Raw genomic sequence first — 8,504 nt, forward strand, 5'->3', positions numbered from 1 at the left:
TGGCTGTACAGGGCAGATTTTTTTTGATGATAGTGATAGCAAAAAACTTTGCGGCTTATCTTTTTCCGATATAAAAAATCATCATTACAATATACTTTTGAATAATGAGCAAATATGTTCCATTGATGTTATGAGTAATGATTTCAATACTTATGCGATGAAATATGAAAATGATACTGATAAATTTGTAATACACTCAGACGATATTGAAGGTAAAAATATTATTTATGCAATAAAATATTCGGATATACCGCAGATAATCAGCAGTAAAGATTTTTTCGCTAACGGAATAGTCATTCAAGCAGAGGAACCGGCAAAATAAAAGTGCTTACTATAAATCGCGATTGTTATATAGGGGCATCTCGACACAAGCAGGTTCGGCAACCATATTGCAATTTGTATGCCTACGGTGTAAATGACCCGGTACGCTATATAGACCCGGATCGCGATTTACAAAAAGTCAAAAATCGAGCAACACAGAGAGAAATTTGTCATAGAATGATTTTGTACTATTCAATCGAATTTATAATTTTGCGATCGTCGCCCCGCCGTACATCGATTTCCAATCTCTGTTGAACGCATCCACGGCATCGCGGACGGAAGCGAAGTTCGCACCTGCTTTTAAAATATCGTAGCTTGCCGTACAGCTTTCAGCTCCGTTTACGAACGCGGCGACAAGCTGTCCCGTATTTTTAAAGCTTGCTCCAAGAATTTTACAATCGCTGTTTGAAGACGCGGTCAAACCGGAAAGTTCGCGGATGACGCGATCGGGATCGCTGCCTATGTTCATCATTCGGTTGTAGTATACCGCGATATAGTTTGCGCCGCTCATCATCGCAAGCGCGCCTTGCACCGTCGAATACACAGCCGTCGCGGTGACGTGCCGTCCCGTTGCGGAAATCGCTTTTATCGCAGCGAGTCCGTTCTGCGTAACCGGTATTTTAATGAAAGTGTCGCTGCCGAGTTCGCGGATAATCCTTTCGGCGTCGTCGAGCATTTCGTCGCAGCGACCGCTGGAAACCTGCACATGCAGCGGACAGATGTTTTTGCATACGCTTTTGATTTTTTTCAAATGTGCAAAAAAATCCGCAGGTCGTTCGCGTTTTAGGATCGTCGGATTCGTTGTGATGCCCGAAACCGGCAGCCAGCCGATTCCTTCCGTAATTTCGTCGATGTTTGCGGTGTCGAGCATGAGTTCCATTGCATACCTCTTTATATATTACATATCATAATACGATTTTCGTGCGGAGGGTTTAATACCCCGACGCTTGCGTCGTAACAAAGGGTATTAAAGCCGACTGCAACCACCTTATGAGAACAACATACCCCGACGCTTGCGTCGGGGGTGTTGATTATATCGTGTAGTGTGCCTTCAGCTCGGCAAGATAGGCATTGTAAACGTCTTCGTATCGCGCGGCGTTTTCTTTTTTCGGAATGATTTTTTTATCGGAAAAAGAAACGTGCGCTTCACACAGCGATTGTATATCGCCTTCGCCGCACGCGCTCATCGCAAGTATGACGGCGCCCAACGAACCGGCTTCTTTATTTTCCGGCGAAACGAGTTCCACTTGAAAGATATCGGCGATAATCTGCCGCCACGGCTCGCTGTTGCTTCCGCCGCCGACGAGCGCCATTTGATACAATCGTATTCCTTTTTCCTTTAACAGATCGTATCCCCAGCGTAAACCGAATGCGACCGATTCTGCAGCCGCGCGTATGATATTTTCCTGCGTGATATTTGCGATCGTCAGTCCCGTGATCGAGCCTTTCGCATGCGGCAGCGGCGGCATGCGTTCCCCGTTAAAAAACGGAAGCATTATTATCCCGTCTGCGCCGGGTTGCGACGAAGCGAGTTTTGCATCAAAGGTTTTTAAATCGAGGGCAAAGAGATTTTGAATCGCCGTCGTCGTCGATGTCGCGTTCATCGTGCACACGGTCGGGATCCAAGAATTCGAAATCAGATTTTGAATTTGAATGATCGACGGATAGCGTGACGGTACCGCATCCGTATATACGCTCAGCACACCGGACGTTCCGAGATTGATCGTACCGACGCCGTTTTTGACGATCCCCGTCCCGACGGCGGCCGTCATATTATCGCCGCTTCCGGCGGCAACTTTGCACGCTGCCGAAAGTCCGTATTTTTTCGCGATATCGGGAAGGAGGCTTCCGACAGCCTTGTCATCCGAAACGATAGGCGGGAGCGACGACAAAAGTACACCGGAAGAATCGATCGCATCGATCATTTCGCGATTCCAGTCTTTATGCAACACGTCGAAATAACCGAGCCCGGAAGCGCTGCCTATGTCCGTACAGATAACGCCCGTAAGGTAATAATTGATATAGTCTTTCGGATTTATGACGTATGCGATCTTTGAAAAGATATCGGGCTTGCAGCGTTTAAGCCACACCAGCTTCGACGCCGTATAACCGACCGGAATCGCCGTACCGATTTTTTGTATGACACCGTCCGTACCGCCCGCTTTTTCGACGAGGTCATCGTTGTCGGCAGCCGTTTCCGTGTCGTTCCACAGCTTCGCATTATACAGAACGTTTTTGTCTTTGTCCAAAACGACAAGCCCGTGCTGCTGCCCCGAAACGCCGATCGCAGCGATTGCATGCCTGTCTCCGGAAAACGAAGCGAGCGCCTGTCGCAGCGCAGCGTCCAACGCATCGATCCACCACCGGGGATCCTGTTCGCGAAGTCCGCTGTTGTCCGAAATCAGTTTATGACCGCTGTTGCCGACGGCGACGATCCGTTTCTTTTCCGCATCGTAAATGATTACCTTTGTACCCTGCGTACCGCAGTCGACACCGATGTAAAAACTCATCGTGTCTCCTAATACTCGTACGTCAATTCCGACATGCCGACGAGTTCGGTAACCGTTGTACCGAATTTTTTTGCGACCGCGTACGATGAAATCCGCGCGATATTGCCGGCGGTATCGTATTTGTAGATTTCTCGTGCAATCGTTTTGTTATCCGCATCGCTCGTCGTGATTTCGTTGAGCACGCCGTCGCTGCCGTAGCGGAAGTAACTGCGTTTTTGTACCGCGCCCGTCCCGTCGATAAACGTGATCGCATCGATTTTGCCGCCGTCCGTATACGCGTAGTCGATTTCTTCGTCAAGCGAACCGTCCGCATAGTAATGGCATTCGACCGAAAGCCTGCCCGCATCGTCGTACGCATATACGATCTTCCATACGAGCTCGCCGCCCGCGCCGTAGTACGATTCGTCGGTAAGGAGATTACCGGTATACGTGTAAATCGTTTTGCTTTTTAAACCGCCGTCTTTTCCGTATTCGGTTTCGTCGGCTTTATTTCCTGATGAGCCGTAGGTAAGGGCGCTTTTCCAGATAAGCCCGTTGTCCGCGTTGTAGCCTTCCTGTGCGGTAAGCTTGCCCGCCGCGTCGTAGGTATTTTTGATTTTATTGACGAGAGTTCCGCGTCCCGTCATCTCGGACGATTCGATTTCCCGTCCTGCCCTGTCGAATGCACGGACGATTTTCATCTCCGGCGTGCGGAAATACTCGCCGAATTTCGACGTAATACCGTAATCGGTACGCGTATAATTTTTTACCGTACCCTTAAGCGGAAGATACTCCATGACATCGAATGCAAACACAGAAACGCACATGACAGCCGCAATCAGCGCGGCGAACATCTTTTTCATACAGCCCCCGTAATTACCGAATCGTTAAGATTGCTTTTTATCAATGTAAACTTCGAATTATTATACACGCAATCGGCGGCCTTTGTCAAAAAGCAAAAAGAAAGCCTAGCGTTTTTTGAGAACAAAGCCTTCATACCGATACTGCGTAAAACCTTTTCGTTCGCGATCATAGTAACTTGTTACGCTCGTTATATACAGCGTCGTTGTATCGTCGAGCGCAACGATAAAGTCTTCGCCGCTTTCGGGCATGGCAAGCAAGGCGTCGAAAATATCGTATTTTGTTTTTTGCACTGACAGTGGCACCTTTGTAAAAATTCTGCCGCTGTCGGAATTTCTATAGTAGGATCCCCGTACCGGCAGCATAAGCGAATAGGGGGATATATCGATCTCATGATTCGCCCATTCGTAACATTTGTACACTTCATTGTCCTGCCTGTCTTTCGGCGGTGCAAACCCGAAGACGGTTTTGAAGTCCGAATCGCCGGAAAGAGTTCCGCTACCTTGATAAGCTGCTTTATGTTCGCTCAAAAGTTCGTCGTATGCACTGGCCATCGCGCTGCGTTTTTCATACGGAATTTGAGAGATAACGGATTCGGCGGGCAGCGCAAAATACCCATCTGTATAATAGCCGCACTCGTGCAAAAGTTTTTCAAGCCGCGCTTTTTGCTCCAAAGAAGGAACGCGAGTGAGGCTCAAAGGCGTAAGGGTCGATACGGCGCACAAAAACGCGGCAAAAAGGAGCCACGCGCGAGGCGCATTTTTTTTAAGCAATACAACGACGATAAAATACAAAACCGAAACGGTGTACAATAACCCCGCCCATCGCATCACCGTCAATCCGTACGCGTCAAAGCGGATCCATACCGCAATAAGCTGGGCTGCGATGCAGGGCAGCATCACAAAGGTTCCTATCTTATAAAAGATATCCGCCGCACGGCCGGGAAAAGCTTTCAGCGTACAATAAAAAAAGAGATAAAAAGCCGTTGCCAGCGACACAAAGATATTTATCTGCCCGCCCGGCATATTGCGCGTAACAAGGATTTTTGCCAAATACACGTACAGCACGGCAACGTACATCACGTAGACGGGAAAAGCCGCATAGAATACGAGCGCTTTATACATGCGCGCAACGGGGAATTCCGCTTTTTCAAACGACAGCTGCGATAAAAATACGTTTACGGTTATAAGGGCTTGTGAAAAGACGGAGATCAATAACATATATTCGTCGATATTTTTTATCGGGACGATGAGTTCGTTGACCGCCCAAAGGCTTATCCAAAGACCGACGGAAGCAATACCGGCGATCCATTCGGCAAAAACGACAGCTTTGAGTATGTGCAAAAAAACGGTTTTTTCATTGAAAGCGGTTACGCAAAGATACAAGGCAATGAGAATGCAAATACAGATACTGCCCCAATACGCAAGCGAAGCATAATTGAACTCATCCATTTTTTTGGCAAGAAAAAAACCGGGGATCCACAATGCGACTGAAAACACATAGAGCGCGGCACGGATTTTCCGCGAAAGCGAAAAGCGCAGCGCGGCAAGTGTTGCGGCCGTAGAAGTAAAAAACGCAAACGCCGAAGCGAAAGCTGCGTGCAGCACAGCATCGTTCAAAGAGGAAACGGCCTTTCCTGCTTCGTTTTTCGGTTGAGGCGCAAACAAATAGATCGCCGAACTTACAAAAACCGCAAAGCCGAAAAATGCCGGAAGCGGAAAGCGGCGTACGCCCGAAAGCGTTTGATTTATAAAACGGCGAAAAGAATTTTTTATATTCATAACGCTATTGTAATCGCCGCCCCGACTTTTGTCAAAAAGCGAAGAACACGGCATTTACACGTCGGCTTTGCGTTCCGGTTTTATTTTTTCCAAAATGCGGGCAGAAAATACAAAATCATCGTATAGAGTTCGAGCCGCCCGGCAAGCATCGCAAACGAATACCACCATTTGACCGCATCGGGAAGGAAGCCGTAATTGCACACCGGCCCCAATTTTCCGAAGCCCGGTCCGACGTTTCCGACCATCGACAGCGCACCCGTCAAAGCGCTGAACAGATCCAAATCGAAAAGGCAGCCGACCGCCGTCGTGATAAATACGAGCAAAAGATACAGCGAAACGAAAGCGGCGACGTTCGGCGCCAAATCTTTGCCGGCGACTTTTCCGTTTAATCGAATATTGAATATACCGTGCGGATGCAGCATTTTTTCGGTTTCGTTGTGCAGCTGTTTTGCAAGGACGACCCAGCGCACGACTTTTATACCGCCTCCGGTAGAGCCTGCGCAGCCGCCTAAAAAATAGAGTATAAAAATTAATAATTGTGCAGTCGGCGCCCACGTTGTAAAATCCGCGGTGCCGAATCCCGTCGTCGTCAAAATCGAAGCGACTTGAAACGAGCCGTATCTGAGCGCCTGCAAAAACGAACCGTACTGTTTTGTGATAACGAACGCAATACCGAGCGAAGCCGCAATAAAAACGGCGAAATACGCTTTTAATTCCGAGTTATCGCGGATCTCCGAAAATTTTCCGGTTACGGCGTAGTAATACAAACTGAAGTTGATCCCCGATAAAAACATAAACACCGTACAGATGACGTCGATCGAAACGGAACCGTATGTACCGACGCTCGAATTTTTCGTCGAAAAGCCGCCGGTACCGAGCGTCGCAAACGCGTGCGAAAGCGCATCGATAAAATCCATACCGGCAAACAAGAGCAGCACCGTTTGCACGACCGTAAGTGCGGTATAGGAAAGCCACAATATCTTTGCCGTCGTCGTGATCTTCGGCGTCACTTTGCCTTTTTCGGGACCTGTCGTCTCCGCTTTAATGAGCTGAAAACCGCCGACGCCGAGAAGAGGCAAAAGCGCGACGGTGAGCGCGACGATACCCATACCGCCGAGCCAGTGCATTTCGCACCGCCATAGATTGATGCTTCGCGGCAGCGATTCGACTTCGCTCAAAATCGTCGCTCCCGTCGTCGAAAAACCGCTGACGCTTTCGAAGATCGCATCGGCGAAGTGCGGGATCGCACGGCTGCACCAGAGCGGCAGCGCGCCGAACACGCTTCCGCAAATCCACGCGAGCGCAACGATGACGAAAGTACCGCGTGTTGAAAGACGTATTTCCGTTTTTCGCCCGACGATAAAGATAACGATCGCCGCGATCCAGCTTGCGACCATCGGAACGGCGAACGAAGTGATGACGGCAGTCTCTCCGAGCGCGAGAGCCGTGCCGATCGGAATTAAAAACGAAACACCGATAAATGCGACGATGATCGATATGATTTTTAAAAACGTTAAAACCGCCATGACGCCGCTCCCTTATTTTACGCTGCCGCCGAAAAATGAAACGACGTTGCCGTTTTCTTCCGCAACGGTGATAAGGATAACGTGATCGCCTGCGTTGAGGCGCGTATCGCCGACGGGTATTTCGTAAACTTGCGAATCGTATTTTTTGACAAGGAGGATCAAAAACACGCCGGGATTTGCGATATCGCGGAGCGTTTTATTAACCGCCTTCGAATCGCCGGGAAGAACGCACTCGATGATTTCCAAATCGCCTGTCGTCACGGTGTGAATTTCTTTAACGGATTTTCCGCGCAGATGGCTCATAATCGAATCGACGACGGCATCGCGGATCGGAACGGGTACGTCGACGCCGAGCTTCCGCGAAATCGATGAAAAGGCCGAACTCGTGACGAGGCTTATCGATTTGCCGACACCGAGCGATTCGAGATAGGCCGCAAGCACCATATTCATTTCGTGATTGTGCGTCGCGCAGATCGCCAAATCGAACGACGCGATCCCTTCTTCCTGCAAAAAAGCTTCGTCCGTCGCATCGGCGCAAAAAACTTTTGCCGACGGAAAGCGCTCGGATGCGATTTTCGTCAGCTCTTCGTCACTGTCGATGATGACGAATTTTTGAGGTCGTTTGATAACCTGCTTCGAAAACAAATTGAAAAGCGAGCGCTTTTCTTTCGGCTGAATCAATCGTTCCGCGATGATCGTGCCGATCCTTCCCGCTCCGATAAGCGCGATGTTTTTCAATTCTTTTTGCTCGGAACCGCAAAGCGCGAGCAGTTCGGGAACCTCTTCTTTGGCGACGATGACGCCGATGCTGTCGCCGGGATTGAGAACCGTATTGCCGCTCGGAAGAGAGGTTTTGCCTTCTTCTTCCACGTACGCGATGAGGAAAGGCTTATCGATGAGCGTGCGGACGGTCTGCAGTTTTTGTCCCGCAAGTTTGCTTCCTTTTGCGACCGTCATGCGCGTCAGCTCGTACGCATTGTTTCCGAAAACCTGCACATCGCTCACCGCACCGCTTTCGACCGCTTGGACGACAGCTTCGCCGGCTTCCACGTCGGGATGGATCATATAATCGATTCCGTACAGCGGCCGATGTTTTCCGCCGAACGAATCCGCGTGACTCTTTTTTGCGGCCGCCGTGTTGACGTAGTACGCGTAGTTGCGCACGCGCGCGATCTTCACGATGTCGGGATAAACCGCATCGACAAGCGAGCAGGTTATCATATTCACTTCGTCGTTTTCAGTAACGCATACGAGCGCGTCGGCTTTCGCGATACCCGCTTCTTCGAGCGTTTCCAAGTCGTTCCCGTCGGCGAGCATCACCGTACAGTCCAGCTGATTCGAAACGTGACGCACGTTGTTTTCATCGTTGTCGATGATCGCGACGGTATTTTTTTCGTTGATCAATAATTTTGCAAGCTGCACGCCGGTAAAACCGGCACCGATAATAACGATCCGCATCAAATATTCCTTATTAATTAATTTGAAATTTTCCAAACGCTATATTTATAATATTAATTTTTATCTTC

7 protein-coding genes are annotated in these 8,504 nt (G+C 49.2%); 1 reads left to right on the top strand and 6 read right to left on the bottom strand.

The window, feature by feature from the left end:
• On the top strand, window positions 1-322 hold a 322-nt coding region (locus tag JSQ97_RS12175), incomplete at its 5' end, for a hypothetical protein (RefSeq protein ID WP_205076291.1).
• A gap of 201 nt (window positions 323-523) precedes the next feature.
• Here the strand turns inward: JSQ97_RS12175 and JSQ97_RS12180 are convergent.
• The 6 genes from JSQ97_RS12180 to JSQ97_RS12205 all read right to left on the bottom strand — a co-directional run bounded on the left by JSQ97_RS12180 (window position 524) and on the right by JSQ97_RS12205 (window position 8,436).
• Complete coding sequence (locus tag JSQ97_RS12180; protein WP_205076292.1) at window positions 524-1,201, bottom strand: fructose-6-phosphate aldolase; 678 nt, start codon at window positions 1,199-1,201, stop codon at window positions 524-526.
• A gap of 151 nt (window positions 1,202-1,352) precedes the next feature.
• Window positions 1,353-2,831: a xylulokinase gene (xylB, locus tag JSQ97_RS12185; protein ID WP_205076293.1), complete on the bottom strand. Its 1,479-nt coding sequence runs from the start codon at window positions 2,829-2,831 to the stop codon at window positions 1,353-1,355.
• A gap of 8 nt (window positions 2,832-2,839) precedes the next feature.
• Entirely contained in the window at window positions 2,840-3,673 is an 834-nt protein-coding gene (locus tag JSQ97_RS12190; RefSeq protein ID WP_205076294.1) for a hypothetical protein, read from the bottom strand.
• Between the two features lie 105 nt (window positions 3,674-3,778).
• Entirely contained in the window at window positions 3,779-5,452 is a 1,674-nt protein-coding gene (locus tag JSQ97_RS12195; RefSeq protein ID WP_205076295.1) for a DUF4153 domain-containing protein, read from the bottom strand.
• A gap of 80 nt (window positions 5,453-5,532) precedes the next feature.
• Complete coding sequence (locus JSQ97_RS12200; RefSeq protein WP_205076296.1) at window positions 5,533-6,978, bottom strand: TrkH family potassium uptake protein; 1,446 nt, start codon at window positions 6,976-6,978, stop codon at window positions 5,533-5,535.
• 12 nt (window positions 6,979-6,990) lie between these two features.
• Window positions 6,991-8,436: an NAD-binding protein gene (locus JSQ97_RS12205; protein WP_205076297.1), complete on the bottom strand. Its 1,446-nt coding sequence runs from the start codon at window positions 8,434-8,436 to the stop codon at window positions 6,991-6,993.
• Between the last annotated feature and the right edge of the window lie 68 nt (window positions 8,437-8,504).

It is taken from the genome of Treponema sp. Marseille-Q4523, from assembly GCF_016901105.1.
In the GTDB taxonomy this organism is placed as follows: domain Bacteria; phylum Spirochaetota; class Spirochaetia; order Treponematales; family Treponemataceae; genus Treponema_D.